Source organism: Cohnella rhizoplanae (genome assembly GCF_948329515.1).
GTDB classification, from domain to species: Bacteria; Bacillota; Bacilli; order Paenibacillales; family Paenibacillaceae; genus Cohnella; species Cohnella rhizoplanae.
The window spans coordinates 1-20656 of sequence record NZ_CAOJCN010000034.1; the positions used below are offsets into that span (position 1 = coordinate 1).

Consider the following 20656-nt stretch of genomic DNA (forward strand, 5'->3'; position numbering starts at 1 on the left):
CCGCCGGCGCGACGCCCTCCCCCATCCCCTCGCCGAGCCCGGTGTCAGGGTCGATGTACGCCTTGACCGCGGCGACGACACCGGATGACGCAGGCAGCTTGTCTAGCCCGAGCAGGCTGATCTTGACCGTGTTGGGTCCGTCCCATGTCGGTACGACATACGCGTCGCCTACGCCCGCCACCTCGAGCGCCCACGCGCGGTATGCAGCACGGTTGCCACTCGTCGGCGGTGTCCGGACGTGGGCGTATAGCCGCGCCCGGTAGGCGTCGTCCGTCTCGTCGTCTGTCCCTGGCGTCAGTACGGCGCCCAACGTCGCCGTGGCCAGCCCATTGACGTAATCGATCGGCTGGAGAGCACCGACTGGGACGTTACCAGCGACGCCCGCGGTCTCACACGTCAGGCTATAATCACCCGCCGCGATACGCTCGGTCACATCGTAGACAAGACCGCCGGCCCCGAACCGGCTTCCGATCGGGACGTCGAAGGGCGTGCCCGCGCTGTCAAAGAAAAAGCCTTCCCGCACCGCCGGCGTCGCCAGCTTCGAGTCCACCCCAAAGTCAGCTCCGCGCGCACGTAGAGCGTCTCCGCTCGCCGTCTGCGCGTGTTGTTGCAGGTTGGCCGTCGACATGGCCGCGTACGCCTCGGCTAGCTTCCGGGCAGGCGGCGCCAAGGCGTCGTATATGACGCTCCCTTCCCGCCTGTCGAGATCCGCTGGCACGAGGTCTAGCATCTCGGCGAGGATATTCTCGAACGTCCGATCCTCATACATTTCCTGTCACCCTCCTTTCGATCTGCGCGGCCCCGAACATGGAAACGACCGTGAAGCTGACGAGAGCCTCGTCTCCGCTTACGGCCGTTTGAAAATTCTCGATCGCCATGATTCGGTCGTCAACCAGAAGCGCCTCGGACACCCAACGTTCAATGTCGTTGCTATAAAGGCCGCCGAATCGCCGTTCCGTGCCGTAGTTAGTCGAATAAATAAAATGGGCGAAGCGGTCGGTATCCAGGATCTTGTACACGGCCTGACGTACTGCTTCAACGCCGTCGATAGTGCCCGCAATCCTGGCGTTCTGCAGGTCGATGGAAAAGGTGCGGCTCGGCTGTCGCTCCTCTTCCTCCACGGCTCCGAGTGATGCACCGGGGATGATCATTCTGTCAGCCTCCCTGCCATATAAAAATTGAGCGCGCCCTGCTGCCGAATCAGCACGACCTTGTCGCCCGCCTCCAGCCCGCGGCGGATCAGCACCTCCGCGCCGTCGATCGTCACTTTGTATTCGGTCAGGTGTTCCGGGACCAACAAAAAATCCTCGTCCAGCTCAAGCCGCTGATCGGCAAGAACCAGAAGAGGATCGCTAGACTTCACCACGCCGTACATTACGTCCGCGAGCTTCAGGGATTCGATGTATCCCTTCGCAAGCGCCTTGACGTTGTCATTTATACTCATCAGGAAACACCACCAAATCCAGGCTCATCGTGTGATCATCACCGGACAGCTTATGTGTGCACTCTTCAACGAGGAAAAAGCTGTCGACGCCTACCTTGTCGATCGTGACCTGCACCTTTACACCAGCCCGCATCCCAAAGTACCCGAGTGATTCAAGCGTAAATTTCCGCTGCTCCCGGTTCTTCAGCTGCAACAGCCGCAGGGCGATACCCTTGATCTGCTCCTCGTTAAGTCCGTCATCTACCTTTTGGTAGTATTGCAGCCGGCCCCACCGATCGATTGCGTTGCTGTTTTTGTACAGGTAAGCGTCCCGGTGCCCCGTTTCCTTGTTGTCCCGTACCAGTTTGATCTGGTTGTACGTGTCTTCGTCGATGGAGTCCTTGATCTTGTAGTCATATACCAGGCTGCTCTCCCCCAAGATCAAGTCTATCGTCATGTTGCGGACATGGGAGAGCTTCACGTTGCCGTAGTCGTCGTACAGCACGTACAAGTTCCCGGTGCCCATCAGCGTCGTGTCCAAAGCACGGAAGGCGATGTCGAGCCGCTTCTGGCCATCCTCAGACACCTTAGGGATGACGAATCCCGTGTTGACGAGCTGCCCCACGGAGATCCCGACGGCTTGGCACTGGTCCCGGATAACCTCGTCGGCGCGGATATTCTTTTTGACGTATGTATCCGACTCCGACAGATAGCGGAGCTGATCGTACGCCAGGATCCGGACCGGTGCGTCTCTGCTTCGCTCGACAGTGAAAATGCGTCCCCAGAATAATCCGTCGCCGTCGACTTTGACGCGGATGACATCACCGTTTTTGACGTCGAAGCCATTGGCCTGATAGGAATCGTCGCGGATGAACGTCAGGTCAAGCGAAGAAGGCTTCCCGATCCGTGACGTCTTCCAGGTGACTTCGGAGGTGACGTCCGTCAGGTCCCAAAGCGTGCCATTCAGGTTGTCGACGACAATCTCGTATTTAGGCACGGCGGGCTCACTCCTTCTTCGATGGTAACTGCAGCACCTTACCTACGGGCAGATTGTTCAGCTCCGCGTTCGATATCCCGTTCAACGTCTGGATCTCCCGCCAGCGGCCCGAATCACCGAGCTGCATGCGCGAGACATACATGAGCGTGTCGCCAGGCTTCAGCGTGTACGTCGTGGCGGGGACTCGTTCGTCCGGTCGCTTGGCCGGCTCCTTCTGCAGCACGGTCTGCCCGTTCTTCTGAACGGCTTTGATCTTCTGCGCCGAGTAGAATACGTACTCCTTAAGCTTCAGCGTGTAGAAGATGTCGCCGGGCTGGCCGGCCACCTCATAGCGTTCAAAAGACTCGATCGACATGGGCAAACTGATTTTGTATTTGTCATTTTCAGCATCAATTCCGACGTAAATAAATCGGATTGGATATCCGCTGTGCATCCATTTGTTAATGTAATTCACGTACTGATTTGGATCCGGTTCTTTATCGCGATTAACCAAAACCGTTTCGCTTACGAACGGATATCTCTGTTTTGGAAAGAAGCTTTCGATGTTAATTTCGGCCAATTCAGCTCTCTCAATGGTTCTGATTTTCCCAAGGCCTACAATGTCATAGTCCTTACCAGATCCTGCCCTTTTGATATCTATCCTCTCGGGAAGAACTGGAAAGTCGAAACCTTCAGCAGCGTTATTCCAACTCATAAGCATTTGAAAGGGCTTGGTTTGCGCCATCCGGCTCACCACTTTCCAAATTTATCTGCCTAGCAAAAAGGCACCCTCGCGGGTGCCCATAAAGATTAATTCACAAAATTTTTGCGGTCTCCAGATCCCCTATTTTGAAAAAAACATTCCCATAGTATTTTATTACGTGAATACCATCTACGATAAATTCCCCGTCGCTTGACTTGCTAAAGTCTTCTGTGAAATGAAAAGTGAACAGAACCTTAGCATTCCAAGTAGGACCGGTCACAAGATCAACGCCAGCCTCATCTTTTGATTTGGCGTACCGAGTCCCTGCTATCTCTTCGAGCATGGCTTCCGATATCCATCCCTGACTCATCAAAGGCGGATAGTCATCTGCAGCGCGTCCCATCGCGATGGCCATCTGGTATGAAGGATCCTCCGAATCAGCATGTCCCTTGTACCCGACGACGGCCGGCTCCTCGATCGGCGTGTCCGGGTTGAGAGTGCAGCCCTTCTGGCCGGCGGACTCGCAAGGAGTGGCCGGCGTGCCGATATCCGACGATGATCCGCTGCCGCTCGACGATGATCCGCTGCCGCCAATCTCGACTTGGTTCTTCGCCGCGTTCCACTTGTATTGGACCCCGGTCAGGTCGCCGATCTTAGCCAGCGGGATGTACGTCCTGCCGTTGTAATTGAGGATCGGGTTGGCAGCATCGGTATACTTGGTCCCGTTCACGATGACCGGCTTTTCAAACAGCGTTAGCACGTACTGCTTGGCCGCTCCGTATGCCGGCGATGCCGCCGTAGCCGCCGCACCGATTAGCATGCCGAGCGTCAGCGTCAATATCGTCTTCTTCAAAATGAGCCCTCCCACAAAATTATCGCTTTTCCCATATATCGGATTATACGATAGATTCCGTGAGAATGGTTCATGCAAAGACGCTTTGCGCGCTTGAGGCGATTTCCTCCTCCATGCTTCGATTAATCCGGATAATCACCTCGTCGACGTCCATCTCCTTCATGATGGGCCCGGTCGTCACCTCGACCGTCGGCGTCAGCGTTACGAAGTTCTGAATCGCTTTGATCTCAGCCAAATCACGCATGACTTTCAGATCCTCGCTGCTGATGTCGACGGTGTCCCCGATCTTGCCAACCTCACCGACTTTGCCGATACTATCAATCTTAGTCGGGTCATACTTTTCCAACTTGTCCGTGATTTTACCCACGAAATTATAGCCTTTTTGATAGCCCGCGTTAAATGAATCGATGTAGTCCTTCCCGGTTTTAAATGGGATCTTGGCCGTATCCCTTACGTCCTTGTCGCTGGTCGGCCTGTATTTCTCCAGTTCCGAACGCAAGGTATCTACGTAATTGCTCAAACCATGAGGATTAAAGGTATCGACCTTGGTTGAGGTGAACCCTCCCAACTCTCCGAACCCGGGAATTTTAGAGAGAGCGTTTGCCAGCTTGTCCACGCCGCCCAAGACGTGATTAATCGCGTCGCCGATCTTGCTGGCAAGCCCGCCGGCGAATCCTTCAACCGCTACGGTCATCTCATAGATCAGGTTAAAGAAATTCATCGCCATATCAAAGAATAATTTTTGGACGGCATAAACCGGGTCGACCATCATGTTGTGCAGAAAATCTGTAAACGATATCCACCCGTTCTTGAGGGATATAAGAACATTTTCAAAATGAAGCTTGATCATTGAGAACGAGCCCATGATCACCCCGGCTGCCTCTGCCGCCGTCACCCCCGATTCTTTAAGCCAGTAGATTAGACCGCCAACCGCGACGGCTACTAGCAGTACCGCCCAATTCGCCGCCAGGAATGCTCCGACTGCTACCAATATCGGCCGGACCATACCCCAAAGGGCCTTTGTGATTACCGGGATGTAGATGTAAGCTATGGCGCCCAAAATCGCAAAAACAAATGGCCAATACTCTACCATCGCATCGCCAAAAGCGACGGCAGCATGGACGGCAACGTTAATCGCTTTTGATATCGCCCAGAACGCTGTCTCGAATGCTTTAAAGAACGGTTCAAACCTTCCGGACTCGAACCCTTTATTCAAGAAATCAAACAGCGGCTCGAGCGCGTTCAACGCCCCCTGCCCGGCCTGCTTAAACCGGAATTGGAATGTCTGCAGCACGCGCTGCCACTTCGCTGCAGGGCTATCGAGCATTTTTTCGAAAGCCTTTTCAGACATGTTCTGCTGGTTCAGCAGTTTATCCATGCCCTTGATAAAGCCATCTATGTCTCCCGCCTTCCCCGCCTTCAGCGCATCGCTGTTCTTAATCTGTGCCCGGCCGATGTTGAAACGCTCAACGATCGATGTGTAGTCGCCCGAGAGAAGTTCCTTCATCGAAAATGCGGCACCCTCAAGGTTTTCGAAAGGGTTGAGCTTCTGCAGGCGCATAGAAAGTTTGCTCAGCTCAGCAAGCCGTTTCGGATTCGTCGTGTTGCTCATAAATGACATTGCTCCGGACAGCGCCTGGTCGACGTTTTGCCCCAACGCCAACGCCTGCTTGGTGAGGGTATCGAATATTGCTCCGCCTGCCGCCTCGCTGCCCGCGCGGGCCGAGAATGTGTCCAGCGTTTGCTGTTGCTGCATGGCGCCGCCAACAGCCGACTTATATGCTGTACCGAGGCCCAGCGAGGCAAGAACGCTCGAAACAACACCTGCGAGCCCACGGATCCCACCGAAGCCCCCGCCGCCTCCACCACCGGGACCGCTGCCGTCGAGTTTAGTAATGAGTCGATGAATTGCATCGATCAGCCTGTCCATCGTGGAGCGCAGGTCCCCCATAAATCCCCCGAGCTGCGCATTGACGACGAGCTGCACGCGTGCCACGATCGAACCAATACGAGCATCGATCTGATGACGCAGGAGCGACGCTTGTCGTAGCGCGCCTGCCGTATCAAGCCGCACAACCTCATCGATGCGAAGTGGAGCATGATGCAAACCGCTCATTGCCGTGTTTATCTGAGTGCGCAGATGCGCTGTGTCAACGTTAAGCCGAAGAGCAGTGCCCGCGGCGCCGGATCTGACCTGTGCTTGGATGCGGGTGAGCTCCCGGGTCACTTGGCTCGAGTCGATCAGCACCTGCAGCACACCGGAGCCCATTGCACTGATTTTAGTACGCAACCGCTCCACTTCAGCGACGGCCTCGCCGGCATTGATCCGGATGGTGACCTCAGACCGCATCGCCTCTCGAAGCTGCGAGGCCAGGTTAATTGTCCGCTGCATGGCCTCGTTGACGCTTCGCAGTTTGGATGTAAAGCGATCGTACAGGGACATAGACGCCGCGAGTGTCGCCATCGTAATCTCCCTCCTTCCCTATTTTTTTCTGTTCTTCGCTCTGACTTGTGCCTGCGTTTGTTTCTCAGCATCGACCCGTACACGAATCATTCCGATTAGCGCAGCCTTCTTCGGCGCGGAGAGCTCGGCAAACGTCCACGGCATCATGCTATATTCGTTGAGGGCGTAGTACGCGTAAACCCACTCGCCTACGCCCTCCTTGATTAGTTTTTTACTTCATCCGCCATCTCGGACAAATCGCGGTCAAAACCGTTGATCTCCTGCACCTTCGCCGCGAGCGTCGCATATTCGCCGGATAGCAGCATTTTGCGAACGAGAGCAGGCGCGCCCTTGACGCCATACGATGTCTGCAGCGCGGTGTCATTCAAATTAGGATAGATGACGCATGCCGCGATCAGGCGACCCAGATAGGCGGCGTAGTCCGTCTCGGGTACCTGCACGCCGTTCTTCCCCTTGACGCGCTTGGTGGCCGCGTTGCGCAGCTCATCGTTTTCGTCCTCCGAGATTGCCCGCAGGCACCATGCGAGCGTCTTGCCGTCCTTGTCCTTGTACCGATCAGAGACGACTACCTCGACCTCGTCGGCTTGAGCGACGTTCTCGGCAAAGAATAAACTCATATCAGTCATTGGTTAATCCTCCATTTCAATTATCCCAGCGTCGGGGCCGTGAATTTGGTTCCGAGATCCACACCTTGGAAGGTGAAGGATACTTCCTCGTCAAGCGTTTCCGCTTCGGTGTCCAATGCGGCGATGACGACTTCATCCAGGTTCACGTCGAGTAGCGTAACGATCTGCTTACCGGTAGCGGACGTCGGATCTTCGTTGGTGATCTGGATGTCAAAATAGGTGTCCTTGCCGTTCTGGATGTAGTCGTACATCATTTCGCGAAAACGGGACGTGACATAATAGATCGTCATCGTCCCACTTCCTTCCCAACCCGTCGCCTTTTTCTGGGTATTCCGGTTACCCAACACGCGTACGTCGGCTTTATTCTTGGTCGCTGTCGCTCTCAAATTGCGAACCATGAACATCTCGAACGTCTCCGTGCCGATCGTGGCGGTAGCTGTGCCTGCGTTGCCAGCGATCGTGTCACCAGCCTTCAGAAAACCCGCCATTTTACCTCACCTGCACTTTCATGTAGATTTTTTCGATAGCGTCAACCGGTTGAATAGACGCCGTCACGACTACCGAATCGGCATCATCACCTTGGGCCACAGTGATGTCGGTCAGGGGGTCGAAGTTCTGAACGGCGCCGATACCTTGATATGCCGTCACAATCTTGACGCAATCCTTCCGGAAGAGTGCGCGCCCGGCGTCGTCGTTTCCGACTTTGCCGATGTAGGCAGCCTCGAACGTGTTCTTCCAATCGTTCGCCAGCCCGTCGAGAACACGGAGCGTCCGATTCTTCGCAAACAACCGACTTTTGGTCGGGGTGAAGGAGTGAAACGAGTTGATGTCCTGCTCCACGACCACCCCACCGGCGCGCGCCGTAAATACGAACTCGCCTCCCTGCAGCGCAGTGATGGTTTGCGCATTGGTGTAACGCGTGCCTGCGTCCACCGCGCCGTCGTAGGCGGTGTAGGTCAGCGATTCGTTGGCCGCTGCTGCCGCAGCCGCCCCCGCCACCCACGCCGTCGCCTGGCCAGCCGTCAGTGTGGTGCCATCGTCGAGCTTGACGCCGTTCTTAACGCTGATGACGCCCTCGTGGTCGGCGGACGGATAGTTTTCGACGACGACCTGGATCTTGCGGCCTTCGTCGTCACGAAGTCGGCGCGCAAACGCTGCGTACACGCCTTTGAGCGTGCTGTCCGTCCCCGTATAGGCGAGCGTCTGAAAATCCTGCAGCTCGACTGCCCCCAGAAAGTCAGTGTGGTCGCCGTTCACGACCGTGCCGTCCGCGCCGCCCGTCAACGGAGCGCCGGCGGATGCAGCGAGCGCGCCGGTCCCGGACCAATCGATCCAGTCGTTTGAGGCAAGCCCGGCGATGTTAGCCACCGTCTGCTTGTTAACGACGGCGCCGTTCAGCAATGTCGAGACGTCGAACTTCGCATTGTCGTCAACATTCGTTGCAATGACGACCGACAGAGCATTACCTCTGGCGCCGCCATACCTGGCCGTTGCTGTCAGATTGCCCGACGTGACCGTCGCCTTCGTTCCGGTATTAAGCCGGAATACCAGGAGCGTCTTTGCGCGCTTGAGCGCTTCGCGGACCAGCAGCAGTTCGGACGCCGTGATGTCATACCCGAGCTTGGTCGAAGGATCCTCGCCGGCCTCGAGCGTGATGATCGTCTTCGGTGCACCCCAAGGGAGCGTCAGACCGATCGCAGCGGTACCGCGCTCGCCCAGCGTCGCCGCGGAGCCCTTCGAGACAAAATTGATATACACGCCCGGGCGGACTTTGTTCATGACCGTGTATGTTCCGCCTGCCATGGTTTATTTCGCCTCCTTGTTCAGAAATTCATCGAGTCGCTGTTCGACATCGGCGGCCGTGTACAGCAGACCATCCTGCAGCAACGCAGCGAGCGCGTCGCGGTGAGCGGCATAACGCTCGCTGGTGATCAGCTGCGCGCGGGTAAATTGCGGCGCTGGCGTGCTAACCGGTTCATCAACCGACGCGGCCAATCCAGCCGGCTCTTGATAAACCGGCGCTTCCTTCTCAGATCTAGCCAATCAAATCGACCTCCTCAATCAGAGTTTGCATCATCGGTCCGGACGACGGCTGACGCGCGATCCGGAATTGCACGATGAAGAAAAAGTGCAGCACTTCATCAACCGTTTCGTGCCGCATGCGGATCCCACGCAAGTCGCCTCCTGGCGTCGGCATTAGCTCAAGCACGTCGTAGAGCTGCTCGGCGACGTCGTTCAGCTCGGCGTTATTCGGCCCGAAGTAGTGCACGTCGAAGGAATGCTCCCGCCGGTACCTGTTGCCCACCAGCGCCTGCTGATCGGCGTCGAGCAGCTTCACATAAAAACGCCGTGGCCCGAGCCCCTGCTTAATCTCTTCGTCCGACACCTTAATGGTGGGGAAGGAATCAACAAGCGCTCCGACGACGGCGTCGCGTACATCGTTAATAGTGATCGTGCTCACGGCATCACCTCATGTGCCGATTGATATATTGCTGCAGCTTCCGCTCGAGGAACGCGGGCAACTCGCGCTCGAGCTCCTGGATGGAGATCGTCAACATGAAGCGGCCGTCCACCCACCCGGCATGGTTCCGGGTCCGGTGGCCATATTCCACATACATTGCGTACTCGACCGGATTAATGATTTCGACTTCAATGCCTGTCGGCGTCCATTTAATCTCGCCGATCTGCCAACTGCGGCGGAGCAGGCCGGTATCGACCGGCGTCCGGGCGATCGTCTTAGCCAGCAGGTGCCCCGCCAACTCGCGGATACACTCCACGAGAAAACCGGGGAATCCCCTCTCGATCTCCTTCAGGCTCAGCTGCAACGCTCGCATATCGCCGAAATCAAAGTCTCCCAGCCTGGCCATCAGGCATAGTCCTCTCGGTGCAGGCTAATCTCTTGGTGTGTTGGGTACAGGAACGGCTCACCTGCCTGGTAGGACCGGGCGGCGCCGAGCGGTATCCAGTCGGTAGCGGCGACATAGCCGCGCTGCACGGTAATTGTGTCGCCGGGCCGAATCTCAATGTCCGGCGACACAAACAGCTTGGCCAGATAGTCGACATCATTCTGCGCTTCCGTCTGACCGTCCTTCGGCAGTCCGGTCTGCGAGATCCGACAGGGCTGGTCAGCGTAAGCGACGATCGGCTCGGTCACGGTCGCCTTGTTCGGCTTAACCACTTCTTGCTGTCGCTCGATCGTCGCCCGGTCCGTGTACTGCCGCTCGAGCGCGGCGCGGTACTTTGCGAAGTTGACGCCCATGGCTACCACCTCATACGCCGGAAGCCGTTGAGCTCCGATTGGTAGTCAAAAAGCACGGCGTCCTGTACGACGAGCGACGGACCTGTTGCCAGCTTCGCCACCGGCTTGATCGGCTTGACCGTGGAGTCGCCGAGGCTGACCTCGTATGCCTCCGCGTCTTCCGGATCCGGCGGAAACAGAACGGCCATCTGCTCCGCTTGGAGCGCGGCCGCCGTCATCGCCGCCCAAGTGTACTTGAGCCCGTCCGGTATGCTGCTATGGTGGATGTAATTCAGAATCCGCTGTCCAATGATGTCCATATACAGCGTGATCAGGCCATCGAAGTCCTCCAGCACCTGATCCAGCCCGACCAGCTGCTTGGTGATGGCCAATACCTCCAGCTTATTGATCGCCACCAGCAGCACCGCCGTTCGGCGTGCCCCCAGGCTGTTCATCTTCGTCCGGATGCTGTGCTGCCAGAATCACAGCGAGGATCTGAGACTTTTTCGCCGCATCGCTAAGATCGATGCCGAGGAACTCGGCGTGCTCGCGAAGCTCGGCGACCGTCATCTTCTCGAGCGGCTTATCACCGCTCTCCGCGACCTCCGTATCCGCCGCGATTACGCCGTCAGTGATGAGGCCCGGGACATCATCAGGCAGCACGTCCACCCGGGCACCCGCTGGGTACGTGATCGTACGGTATTTAGCCTGGACGAGGAACTCGACCGGCTGTGTTTGTTCTTTGGCCACTTGGATCTCTCCTTTCTACGGGAGGGGCCGAAGCCCCCGCCGTTACGCCACCTTGGCGATGAAGATATTGTCGATCTGCTCAAACGACGGGAGCACAATTTCCGAGACGATCGTCTCGACGTTGACAGGGTGCGGCTCCTTGATCGTCGTGATCGCGACGCCGGTGTTGACGATCGATACTTCCGCCTCCGTCGCTCCGCTCATCAGGTCTGCTTCTTCCGGCGTCGTGCCGAACCAGGTCTTGCCGAGATTGCCGTCAGGGATGAGCGTGAAGGTGTCATCCGGGAAGAACAGGTTCGAGCTGCCGTCCTGCAACGCGAACTTCTTGTTGTAGACGGCGACGGTCAGACCAAGCTTGTTCAGCAGGTACGCCTTCATGAGCGCATCCGTCATAATGATGTTCTGGCCACCAAGTGGATTCATGTCAAGCTTGATCTTGGCATTTTTGAGGATGTATCCCCAAGTTTTGCGCGTGCAGATCGCTTTCATCGGGCGAACACCCTGCTCATCTTCGATGAGATCCTGCCACTCCTGGACATCACCAATGATGTCTGCATTTGCGGAATCACTCCACTTGTCAGTGCCCGTCAGCGTTATCTTATGACCAGACTTCATCTTGAAATCGTAGTCGTAATTCTGGCGGTTCGCCGTGATCAGGATCTTGCCGGTCGAAAGCAATTGCATCCGCATGCGCTCTGCATTGACTTCAGCACCGCCGACGAGGTTATTCACGTCGTCGTAAATCTGGCGAATGATTGCCTCGACATAGGCACCATTGTTCGTTTCGGCCAAACGGAGTAGCTCCTGCCGCTCTTTCTCGCCAATTCGCATAGCCTCGCGGAAGAACGGCATCTCCGTTTCAACCTTACTGAAGCCGATGCGATCCCGCAGCGTCGCCTTCGTGTCAAAGGCCGATGGCATCAGCGCAACCGGCAGGCCACTGGATCCTTTAATCCAGCTCAAATCGAGACCGAGTTTTTTGTCGGCAGGGAACAGCGTCGCGCCCAGGTAGGGGATCGCGTTGGACGGATTCGTTTGGTAGTAGGCGGCGATCTCCGGCGCCCGGACGAGATCATAAATGGTTGGCATGGTAGGTAGTCACCTATCCTTTCTTTACTTGATGAATGTGATTTGTTTCAGCGCGGTGATCTCTTCGGCCGTGGGCGCAGCCGGCAGCGGGTCAAGCGCGATGAACCCATGAATAACCATGGCGCCTGGCGCCGGACCATAGGTCACGTCCACATCGTTGAGTAGCACACCTTCGGCGTTCGATACGCCCGTTGTCGTTAAGGCCTTCTTCGCCAACTTGTTCTGGTCCGTCAGGATGCCGTTGCCAACGATCGTGCCTGCAAGGACGATCTTCTTACCGTCCGCGTTGGCGCTGATGCCGGTGTTGTCTACCGTCACCGCCAGAGCCACGTAGTGGTCCGGGAACTTCAGAATCTCTTTCTTGTTCGTGTAAGTGGTCTCCACGAATTTGCTCACTTGGATCACTCTCCGTTATTCAAAATAGGATTGCTGAGCCTTCGCCAGGCCCTCGTTCACCTTTCCTTGCTCGGCAAGGCGCTTGCCGAAGTCGCCGTCTTTCTCTCCACCAGCTCCGCCGCCACCGCCACCGTCCGGCGGAGTCGCACCCTTGAACCGGGGCTTGCCGCCCTTGTCATCGGAGACAAACAAAAAGCCCTTGCTCGTCTGCAGGGCCTTCAGCTGATCGTCGAGACCGCCCTTCACGGTGCCGGTGTCGTCCAGCTCGATCTTCGATTTGTCCAGCAGTCCGGCAACGAGATCGGCGTCATGCACCTTACCGGCGAGCGACAGCTTGAGCGCCGTCGACAGCCGCAGTTCCTTCGCGTCGGCCTCGTACTTGTCCTTGGCGGTCTTGTTCTCGTCCTGCAGCGTCTGGATCTGCGCCTTCAGCTTTTCGTTGTCGCCAGCGGACTTCTTCACTTCCTCGAGCTGGCCGGAGACCTTGTCTCGATCCTTCTCCGCTTGCTTCTTGCCTTCGTTGACTTCGTCGAAGCGCGCCTTCGGTACGAAGCCCTTCAGCTCTTCAGCAGATGCGGCAGCGGCTTTCGTCGCTTGCTCGTCGGTAAAACCCAAAGCTATAAATTGCTCTTTGTTCACGTTTGTTTCCTCCTGTCATCTTCGCTTTTTTCCCGGTCGCGTCCGGTGATGGCCTTTTGTTTTGCGCCGCAGGCAACGGCGAAGAGGGCTCCGGCAGTCTCAGCCGCAGCCCATTTCCGAGCAAACAAAAAGCACCCTCGCCGTGGCGGGAGTGCTCATAGTTTAGGGAATGATCCGTTCTTGGGCATTCTGTCGTTCGCTTTCTTAAAATCCGCCTTAAGCTTCTCGTAAAGCGGCACGACGTCATCCGGCGCGCCGTCCTTAAGATGGACCTCGTCATTCCGAAAAGTGACCCAAGGCAATAGTTTAGGCGGTATGTATGGCTGCACCTACATCCCTGCCTCCTTCATTTTTCGCTTTAAAATCTCCAGGATTTTGACGGCCAACCGGCGCGGGTTATCGGTGCCGACTGCTTCGCCGACTGCCTCGGCCAGCGTCTCCTTCGTATTTTTGGATCCATACTCGCTCAGCTCATCCACGATGTTCTCCGGCGTATTCTCGAGGCCGAGAGCGACTAGCGCTTCAGCCACGATTGCCTTGGAAAGCGACCCGCGGTCAATACGCATCCCCGCGACCTGCAGATCATCTACTGCCATCTGCATACCTGTCCATCCGCCGAGCAATTTCAGCGCATGCGCATATTCCACGACATGGCCAAATTCGTGAATGAACACAGACTGTCGATTGGAGCCGGCCGGCCAGAACTTCGCGTCGACCGATGCCTTGATTGTATCATCAATATCAGCAGGGTTGTAGTAGTGCGTCGATACCGTCAGCTGCGCATGCAGGACATCGGGAGCATCGAGCAGCCCCATCGCCATCTGCGCGACATACTCGTCAGTGTCGACGGCCTTCAGGGTTTTGACGAAGCCCTTAACGCCGGGAAACTCCTGCAGCGCGATATCGATCGCCTTGTTGAGATCGTTCGCACTCTCCAGGTCCATCCCGCTGAGATCAACGTCGACGAAGCCATAGTCCCGGCGAGCAGCCTCCTCGGCCTCCTTGATGGAGCCAGCCGGGCGAAACGGTTGCGGCGCGGGCGGGCCGGCGTCCGGCGGCGGAGTGACCGGGGACGATGCCGGCGGAGTGACCGGCCGCGGCGGATCCGGCATTGGCGGATCCGGAGGGACGTTCGCCGCAGCCCACTCCTTGTATGTCATGTCTCCCGGCACATCGTACGTTTTGCCGTCGTCTCCGCGGGCCCCGCGCTGCTTCACGTTGTCCTCGTAATCCGGGATCGTCGTCGAGCGGCAGCGTACATGCAGCGGCGGGTAATTGACGCCCGGTTGCATATCCGCCACCAAGAACACCTTGCCGTCCATCTCACGGCAGATCGCCGAGGTGCGCCGATCGAGCGTAGCCGTAAACTTGTACGATTCGACGCCGAGCTCGCGGTACCCCTCGGCGCGGCTCTGGCCAGCGAAGTATGCCGACTCGGTCAGTATCAGGCTGGCGGCCGCGGAACGAGAGACGCCCATCCGCGCTTGAATCTGGTCAATCATGGCGTCGGAGCTGTCACCGCGGATAAGCCCCTGAGTCAGTGTAGTCTGAAGTTCGGTGACCAGCTTCGTTCTGTCTCCCCAGATCCGCGCAGAGAAGTTACTGCCGTCCGGCGCCCAGGGCGTGACAAGCAGCTTGTCGATCTGTCGGCTGTCGAGTTTGGCGAACGAGGATCCGATGCCCGTGCCCTGCTGCAGCTCAAACACGGTCCGATAGTACCCGTCCTTGTAGATGCCCCCCAGCACCCCCGCTGTACCCGCCTGCCGCCTGGCCGCGAGCATCTCGACGTGTTGCCGCATCTGCAGTTGCAGCGCTTCAAGCCTGCTCACGCGGACACGGATAGATGCGTTCTCCAACTCCTTCATCCAGCGCTGGTCTATCGCGTTCTCGCGCCCGGCCTTGATGTAATCCTCAACCGTCCACTTGAACTCGCGCAGCTCGCCGGCTTTGAGGATCTGCCGGGCCGATGCAAGGTCGACGCTGTTGTTAACGGCGAAGCGCTGGTAGAAAGTATCCACGTCCCGCTGAATGGACGCCATCGCCCGGCCATATTCTACATTCATTGTCCGAATGTACGCCTCACCGCGGCCAAGCAGCGCTTCGTTCAGCGCCTCCATCCGCGCCGTCCAGTATGCGTCCGGCTTCATTCATCGTCACCGCCGGGCGGCTCATCCTTCTTCAGCCCGCCGTATTCCAGCGCCTCCTTAAGCGCCTGCTGCTTGTCCTTCTCCAAGCGATCCAGCTCTGCCTGCGGATCCGTCACCCAAGGATGCTGGGCGACCTGCGTCTCCTTGGAGAGAATGCCCTCGCTGTTTCGGATATTGGTGATGATGGCCGACTCGTCTATCGGCATATCGCGGTTGAAGATAAATTTGACCTCGTCCCCGCTGTAGTCCGTGCCGGTCGTGTTGTAGAGGTGCGCATCGACAAACCATTTCAGCTGCTCCAGGCTTGCCTGAAATTCCGTCTCGATCATGTTGCCATCGAGATCCAAGTCGCTGTATAGGAAGCGTAAGGCAATCCCGGACGGCGCGCTGCCGAACTCTGCCTGCTGCGTATCCACCCCGCGACCGAATTCGTAGATGTCCTTGCGGGCTTGCTCCATATGCGTCTTGTACGCGTCCGTGTCAATCTCCAGACCGATCGTGTCGACGCCTCCCTCGCCTTCCACGAAAGCCGTACGATAGATCGCAATGTTCCTCCGGAACTCCGAAGCTTTCGTGCCGCCGAAATTCTTTACGACGAAGATGCTATTCGGCAAGTCCTCCAGGTTGTTGCTGTTGTCGGACTTATTCTGGTCATAGTCGTCCACCAACGATTTGATGATCTCAACGAGCGGCTGCTCCTCTTCGTTGTACTTGAAGCAGATGAACGGGACGCGTTCCCAGTTCAGCCCTTCCACATTCCCGTCGCGCTGAACGGCGAAGTGCGTCGCCTCGTCCCCAGCCTCCACATCCGGAATGAGTCCGGTACCGCCGGCGACATACCGCCGGACGCCGTTAGTATCCCACCACTCGATCTTCCGGACCGTCGTCCTGCGAAGCCCCTCGTAGACGACGACCTCATAGTCACGGATGACGGCATCGAGCATCGTATGCGCCTCGTCGCGCCAGAGCGGGATGATTTCCTCCGAATTCATGAGACGAAAACTCAGCTCGCCATCCTCGTCGTAATAGACGAACCACCAGGCCAAGCCTTTGTTCACGGCCTCCTTGCCCGTATTCTGCAGACGGCGCATAAACGCGTCATTCAAGAGATCCGTCCATGCCTGCTGATACTCCTCGTTTTCCGCCTGCATGCTTATCGGCTTGCCGAAGAGATACCCGACCTTCTGATCGACCAGTTTCCGCACGAATCCGTTAGCCAGCTTGTTGTTAGCCAGGTTGGTCACCGGTTCCTTCGCACCGCTCTCGCCGATCGCCGTGCGCGTGCGATTCAGGATATCCGGCTTGACCCGGTAGTACTGCTCCCCGGTCAGCATCCACTTCCTGCGCTCGTCTTTCTTCCATTCGCCCGTTTCGATATTAATGATCTGCAAGACCGTTGCGGCCGACTTGGCCCCATCCTGGATGATCTTCTCGAGCGCCTGCAGCTCATTGCCAAAATTGAAAAACACGATCGCATTCCCTCCTCTCTATCCGGCATCCGGGAAGAACACGCCGCCCTTGCGCTTGATGACCCGGCGAACGAAATATCGATCCGCATCCATTTGATGGTCGTGCTCCTTAAGCGGCTTGTCCTCGCCACGCTGCTGCGCTTTAGGATCCCATGCATAAGAGTTGAACTCCCGGAACGTCTCTACACAGACGTCCGTGTACTTGATGAGGCCCTCGACCAGCGCCGATGCGACGTCGCGGATCCCGTCGACCACGTCGTTGTCGGCCTTGATCACGCGGAGCCCGCCGCGCTTCTTCACCGCGGCAATAAAAGAAGCTGCCGAAGGGTCTATGATGACGCCCTCGATCGGCAGCTTCCCGGCAAACGCTATGAGATCGTCGCAGTATTCCTCGTCTGTCTTCTGGCGGCCGCGGGCTCGCCCGTCGTAATGGTACTCCTTGACCTTGTACCATACGCCCTTGCTCTGGCCCCATAGCCCGAACGTCGTCGGGTTCTGCGTGCCGTAGTCGCAGCTGATGAAATACTGAGTGTAAGGCCGCTCCTCCGATGGCACCACATGCTTGTCCTTGTCGAACATATCGTAGATGACACCTTCGGCCAGCACCCAAAGGCCGAGAATGTAACGACGATAGAACACGCCGGTGAACAGCCTGCGATAGCCTTCCTTGATTCTCTCTGACAGCGACAGATTGTCGTCCATCGTAAAGTGCAGATGCAGGACATTCTTCGCGGCTGCCTGCTCGAGCCATTCGACCTTGAACCAGTGGAACGGACCCGCCGGGTTGCAGTTGAACCAGTATTTCCGGCCGTCAACCGAACAGCGCGCCACTGCCTGGTTCACGAATGATTGCGGCATCAGCGCGACCTCGTCGAAGAACATACCGGCGAGCGTGATACCCTGGATGAGATCCTGAGACCGCTCGTCCTTACCGCCGAACAGAAAGAAGTAATTCACGACGAGCCCACGGCTGATCGTCAGGACGTTGTCCGTCAGGTTATCATGCACACTATACCCACGGCTGGTCAGCATGCGCTTGAGCGGCCCGATCACGTTCCGCCGCAGCGCGCCGATCGTCTTGCCGGCCATGCCGAACTGCTCGCCGTTGAAGGACTGCATCGCCCAGAACACGTAGCTGAGCGACATAGCCACTGTCTTGCCGGCGCGAACGGAACCGTCACAGATAACTCCGTCCTTGTCTTGATGGGGGCTCTCCGGCATCCACCAGGTTAAGACCTTAATCTGTTTCGCCGAGAACGGCTTCCACTTGAACGGTGGCGGCTTGAGCTTCAGCCTAGCCATCGGCCCACACCTCGGCCGCCTTCCCCTTCAGTGCTTCAATGAAGCCGTCATCATGGACGTCGTCGCCCTCGCCGCCTCGGAGCATCTGCAACTCGAACTTTAGCTTCTCGATACGAACAGTCTTCTCCTCATCCAGCAGTCGGTTCTTCAGGTCAAGCGCCTTGATCTTCTGGTTCTGGACGCGCGTGAGCGCCTCCTCTATCCGAAGAATATCCTCGATCGCCCGATAGGACGTCTCCTCGATTTCAGAGACGACGAGCTCGTCCCGAGATTTCACGACGGTGCTAGTCTTACCCGTGCGCTCATCGTGGAGCGGAATAGCCTCTTTCTTTGTACGGAGTTGCTGCAGCACGCGACGCTGCGGCTCGGTCAGGCCGTCGGTCAGTGCCTTAATTCGCTGCATCATCCGGCGTTCCCGGATCGTTAGCAGCGTAATAGACTCGTCAGCCTGCCGGATCAGGTCCGTGTTGATTGATCCCAGCAGCTGCTGCTCGTCCTCCTCGAGCATGTCGAACCAAATCGTCTCAAACTCACCGGTCCGGACCGCCTTCTTGTTGCCGGCCGGCCCGCCGTAGCCGCCGCGGTTCCCCTTCGCGTTCTGATTCCCTTTCGGCGCTCCCGGACCTTTACCCGCCCGCGGGACGCCCCCCTGTGTTCCCTTTCGATTGGTAACGTTACTATTGGATTCATTGGTAACGTTACCTTTGAGCTTGGACGTCCAGACGTCCTGACTCTTCCACTTGCGGATCTGAGATTCGCCCAGGCCGAGGGCGGCAGCGATGTCCTTCAGCTTCATCTTCCCGCCGCTCTCCAGCCACATGCGTTCCGCTTTGTCCCTGTCCGGGCTGCGCTCTCTGGCCACTACACGATCACCACCCCCAACAAAAAGAGAGTCGTTACAGCTCGTCCTTTTGCAGCTCTATGTCCATCTCTATCAGCTTCCGCAGATCGTCGACAGTCTTGATCTCGATATGTCCGTCCCGGAAGTCCTTCACCCAGCGGGCGACGGCCGCCTTGATGATCTGCCGATACTGCTCCTTCGTTTCCGCGATGCTCAACAGGACAGCCGTCTCGTGCTCCTGCAGCAAATCCTCGTTGCCTTCTGTTCCCATTGTCGTTCCCCTCGGCTCTCATATAGAATTGAGAACGAGATGGCGGATGTCTGCAAAATGCCGCGCGCGGCGGGCCGCCATCTCAGCCGGGGGAACCCGGTTACCGGAGGGGGCGTTCACGCGCCCTCTCTTTTTATACTGCCGTGTCGATGCGAGAAACAAGTACCGGCTCGATGCCAGTCGCCTCCTGGAAGCGTCGCCGGATGACGTCGCAGAAGATCGGATCAAGTTCCAGTGTCCTGCACTCCCGCCCCATCTGCTCACATGTCATTAGCGCGCTGCCGGATCCGCCGAAAAAGTCCGCGACCACATCGCCGGCCACGCTGCTGTTCCGTATCGGAATGGCAAGCAGCTCCAGCGGCTTCTGCGTCGGGTGGACGTACTTGCTCACGTCGCCGCGCGATATCTCCCACACCGTAGTTGGCGCCGGCTCCTCTCCGGGCAGGCCAGCCCGCCACACTGTAGACTGCCGGCGGTCGCCGTACCAGGCAGGCGCACGGTTCCGGAGGTGCGCATAGAAGATCGGCTCGTGCTGCCACCGGTACTGCGACCAGCCGAACGAGGGATTGTTCTTCACCCAGATGCACTGGCTGCGGACAGCGATGCCAGCGGCCTCCATCGCATCCTCGAACTCGCGCTGATAGGACGAGGAATGGAAGACGTAGATCGCGGCGGCGGGATTCATGATGCTGGCGTACCGCTGAAACACCGCATGCAAAAAGCCCGCGAATTCCTCCGCGGGCATGTCGTCGTTTATGATGCTGCTGCGGCCGTCGGCGGCCAGCCGTTCCGAATCGCTCTCAACGGCTACGTTATACGGCGGATCCGTCACGACCAGAGCAGCGCGCGCACCATCCATGAGCCTGGCCACGTCCGCAGGATCAGTCGCGTCACCGCATACCAGGCGATGCCGCCCGAGCTGCCACACGTCGCCGCGGCAGGTGTCCGGCTCGACGATTCCCTCGAGCGCCTTGCCGACGTCGAAGTCGTCCTCCGTTACCGTGTCGTCCACCGACGTGTCCGAGGGAAGCCCGCTGATCAGCTCGGCGATCTCTTCCGCCCCGAAGCCGGTCAGGTCCATATCCGCGCCGTCCGCCTGCAGCTCGGCCAGCAGCCGGGCGAGCGCCTCGTCGTCCCAGCGGCCTTCGACCTTGTTCAGCGCGAGATTCAGCAGCCGCTCCTGCTTGTCGTCCAGGTCAACGACGGAAGCGTCGACGGCAGGATCGCCGCGGGCCTTAAGAATCTTGAACCGCTGATGCCCGCCGACCAGATTGCCGGTCCGTTGGTTCCAGACGATCGGCTCCACATACCCGAACGTCTCAATGCTTCGACGCAGCTGCTCGTACTCCGGATCGCCTGGCTGCAGATCGACGCGTGGGTTGTAGGCGGCCGGGTTGATCTGCTCGATAGGAATGCGCTGGATCTTCATGCCCTTCACCTCATTGAGTCGGTTTTCAAAATAAAAAGCA

Annotated in this window: 25 protein-coding genes; all 25 read right to left on the reverse strand. The window is 57.8% G+C overall.

The window, feature by feature from the left end; all coding sequences use genetic code 11:
- The coding region (locus PQG80_RS26925) for a baseplate J/gp47 family protein (RefSeq protein ID WP_271754878.1) at nt 1-769 on the reverse strand (769 nt) is incomplete at its 3' end.
- Nucleotides 762-1151 (reverse strand): DUF2634 domain-containing protein, encoded by a 390-nt coding sequence (locus tag PQG80_RS26930; RefSeq protein WP_271754880.1) that lies wholly within the window; start codon nt 1149-1151, stop codon nt 762-764. The genes PQG80_RS26930 and PQG80_RS26925, both read right to left, overlap by 8 nt.
- The gene (locus tag PQG80_RS26935) at nt 1148-1444 is read right to left on the reverse strand and encodes a DUF2577 domain-containing protein (protein ID WP_271754881.1); all 297 of its coding nucleotides are present in this window, start codon (nt 1442-1444) and stop codon (nt 1148-1150) included. The genes PQG80_RS26930 and PQG80_RS26935 overlap by 4 nt, the downstream gene beginning before the upstream one ends.
- The gene (locus tag PQG80_RS26940) at nt 1431-2420 is read right to left on the reverse strand and encodes an XkdQ/YqbQ family protein (RefSeq protein ID WP_271754882.1); all 990 of its coding nucleotides are present in this window, start codon (nt 2418-2420) and stop codon (nt 1431-1433) included. The genes PQG80_RS26935 and PQG80_RS26940 overlap by 14 nt, the downstream gene beginning before the upstream one ends.
- A gap of 7 nt (nt 2421-2427) precedes the next feature.
- Nucleotides 2428-3144, reverse strand: a complete 717-nt coding sequence (locus PQG80_RS26945) for a LysM peptidoglycan-binding domain-containing protein (RefSeq protein ID WP_271754885.1) — start codon at nt 3142-3144, stop codon at nt 2428-2430.
- Between the two features lie 70 nt (nt 3145-3214).
- The gene (locus tag PQG80_RS26950) at nt 3215-3955 is read right to left on the reverse strand and encodes a stalk domain-containing protein (RefSeq protein ID WP_271754888.1); all 741 of its coding nucleotides are present in this window, start codon (nt 3953-3955) and stop codon (nt 3215-3217) included.
- A 70-nt stretch (nt 3956-4025) separates the two neighbouring features.
- On the reverse strand, nt 4026-6419 hold the full coding sequence (locus tag PQG80_RS26955) for a hypothetical protein (RefSeq protein ID WP_271754889.1): 2394 nt from the start codon (nt 6417-6419) through the stop codon (nt 4026-4028).
- Nucleotides 6420-6622: 203 nt separating this feature from the next.
- Nucleotides 6623-7045, reverse strand: coding sequence for a phage tail assembly chaperone (locus PQG80_RS26960; protein ID WP_271754891.1), 423 nt, complete (start codon nt 7043-7045; stop codon nt 6623-6625).
- 20 nt (nt 7046-7065) lie between these two features.
- On the reverse strand, nt 7066-7533 hold the full coding sequence (locus PQG80_RS26965) for a phage tail tube protein (RefSeq protein WP_271754893.1): 468 nt from the start codon (nt 7531-7533) through the stop codon (nt 7066-7068).
- 1 nt (nt 7534) lies between these two features.
- Nucleotides 7535-8848: a phage tail sheath family protein gene (locus tag PQG80_RS26970; protein ID WP_271754895.1), complete on the reverse strand. Its 1314-nt coding sequence runs from the start codon at nt 8846-8848 to the stop codon at nt 7535-7537.
- A gap of 3 nt (nt 8849-8851) precedes the next feature.
- Entirely contained in the window at nt 8852-9088 is a 237-nt protein-coding gene (locus PQG80_RS26975) for a hypothetical protein (protein WP_271754897.1), read from the reverse strand.
- Nucleotides 9081-9506, reverse strand: coding sequence for a phage tail terminator family protein (locus tag PQG80_RS26980; RefSeq protein WP_271754899.1), 426 nt, complete (start codon nt 9504-9506; stop codon nt 9081-9083). Before PQG80_RS26980 ends, PQG80_RS26975 begins: the two co-directional genes overlap by 8 nt.
- Nucleotides 9507-9510: 4 nt before the next feature.
- Complete coding sequence (locus tag PQG80_RS26985) at nt 9511-9912, reverse strand: HK97 gp10 family phage protein (RefSeq protein ID WP_271754901.1); 402 nt, start codon at nt 9910-9912, stop codon at nt 9511-9513.
- A complete protein-coding gene (locus tag PQG80_RS26990) occupies nt 9912-10304 on the reverse strand; it encodes an ABC transporter ATP-binding protein (RefSeq protein ID WP_271754903.1) in 393 nt (130 codons plus the stop codon). The genes PQG80_RS26985 and PQG80_RS26990 overlap by 1 nt, the downstream gene beginning before the upstream one ends.
- Before the next feature lie 2 nt (nt 10305-10306).
- The gene (locus tag PQG80_RS26995; protein WP_271754905.1) at nt 10307-10699 is read right to left on the reverse strand and encodes a hypothetical protein; all 393 of its coding nucleotides are present in this window, start codon (nt 10697-10699) and stop codon (nt 10307-10309) included.
- Nucleotides 10686-11033 carry a Rho termination factor N-terminal domain-containing protein gene (locus PQG80_RS27000; protein WP_271754906.1) on the reverse strand — a complete coding sequence of 116 codons (348 nt, stop codon included), beginning with the start codon at nt 11031-11033 and terminating at the stop codon, nt 10686-10688. The genes PQG80_RS26995 and PQG80_RS27000 overlap by 14 nt, the downstream gene beginning before the upstream one ends.
- Before the next feature lie 42 nt (nt 11034-11075).
- Complete coding sequence (locus PQG80_RS27005) at nt 11076-12122, reverse strand: major capsid protein (RefSeq protein ID WP_271754908.1); 1047 nt, start codon at nt 12120-12122, stop codon at nt 11076-11078.
- Between the two features lie 24 nt (nt 12123-12146).
- The gene (locus PQG80_RS27010; protein WP_271754910.1) at nt 12147-12518 is read right to left on the reverse strand and encodes a hypothetical protein; all 372 of its coding nucleotides are present in this window, start codon (nt 12516-12518) and stop codon (nt 12147-12149) included.
- Between the two features lie 15 nt (nt 12519-12533).
- A complete protein-coding gene (locus PQG80_RS27015; protein WP_271754912.1) occupies nt 12534-13157 on the reverse strand; it encodes a phage scaffolding protein in 624 nt (207 codons plus the stop codon).
- A gap of 329 nt (nt 13158-13486) precedes the next feature.
- Entirely contained in the window at nt 13487-15304 is a 1818-nt protein-coding gene (locus PQG80_RS27020) for a minor capsid protein (RefSeq protein WP_271754914.1), read from the reverse strand.
- Nucleotides 15301-16773 (reverse strand): phage portal protein, encoded by a 1473-nt coding sequence (locus PQG80_RS27025; protein ID WP_271754916.1) that lies wholly within the window; start codon nt 16771-16773, stop codon nt 15301-15303. Before PQG80_RS27025 ends, PQG80_RS27020 begins: the two co-directional genes overlap by 4 nt.
- Before the next feature lie 18 nt (nt 16774-16791).
- Nucleotides 16792-18075: a PBSX family phage terminase large subunit gene (locus PQG80_RS27030; protein ID WP_271754918.1), complete on the reverse strand. Its 1284-nt coding sequence runs from the start codon at nt 18073-18075 to the stop codon at nt 16792-16794.
- Nucleotides 18068-18937 (reverse strand): phage terminase small subunit, encoded by an 870-nt coding sequence (gene terS, locus PQG80_RS27035; protein WP_271754920.1) that lies wholly within the window; start codon nt 18935-18937, stop codon nt 18068-18070. The genes PQG80_RS27030 and terS overlap by 8 nt, the downstream gene beginning before the upstream one ends.
- 34 nt (nt 18938-18971) lie before the next feature.
- Nucleotides 18972-19187, reverse strand: coding sequence for a hypothetical protein (locus tag PQG80_RS27040; protein ID WP_271754922.1), 216 nt, complete (start codon nt 19185-19187; stop codon nt 18972-18974).
- A gap of 133 nt (nt 19188-19320) precedes the next feature.
- Entirely contained in the window at nt 19321-20616 is a 1296-nt protein-coding gene (locus PQG80_RS27045; protein WP_271754923.1) for a site-specific DNA-methyltransferase, read from the reverse strand.
- Nucleotides 20617-20656: the final 40 nt, after the last annotated feature.